We start from the raw sequence: 250 nt of genomic DNA, 5'->3' as shown, positions 1-250 counted from the left end.
CTCCACAAGCCCAGCAAGGCGCCGAACAGGAAAGTCGAATGCGACAACCGGCCCGGCACCAGCAAGGTGGCGGCAGCGCCGGCGCCGAAGCTCTCCAGGCAGATGTCGAAACTGCTGGTCCACGAACCGTGGCTGCGGCGGAATCCCTTGGGCAAACCGCTACTACCGGAGGTGAACCCGATGTAAAACGGGGAAGAAGAAGTGGTTTTGGCGAGCGCAGTTTCAGCGCCGACGCCGGCCGCCACGCGCG

The 250-nt window shown here is 64.8% G+C and carries 1 pseudogene; it reads right to left on the bottom strand.

Features of this window, described 5'->3' with window-relative positions:
- Positions 1–250 (bottom strand): annotated as a pseudogene (locus HLUSI_RS29665) (AMP-binding protein); the annotation flags it as partial.

This window comes from Herbaspirillum lusitanum P6-12, from assembly GCF_000256565.1.
GTDB classification, from domain to species: Bacteria; Pseudomonadota; Gammaproteobacteria; order Burkholderiales; family Burkholderiaceae_D; genus Herbaspirillum; species Herbaspirillum lusitanum.
This window is presented reverse-complemented; position numbering and strand designations above follow the sequence as displayed.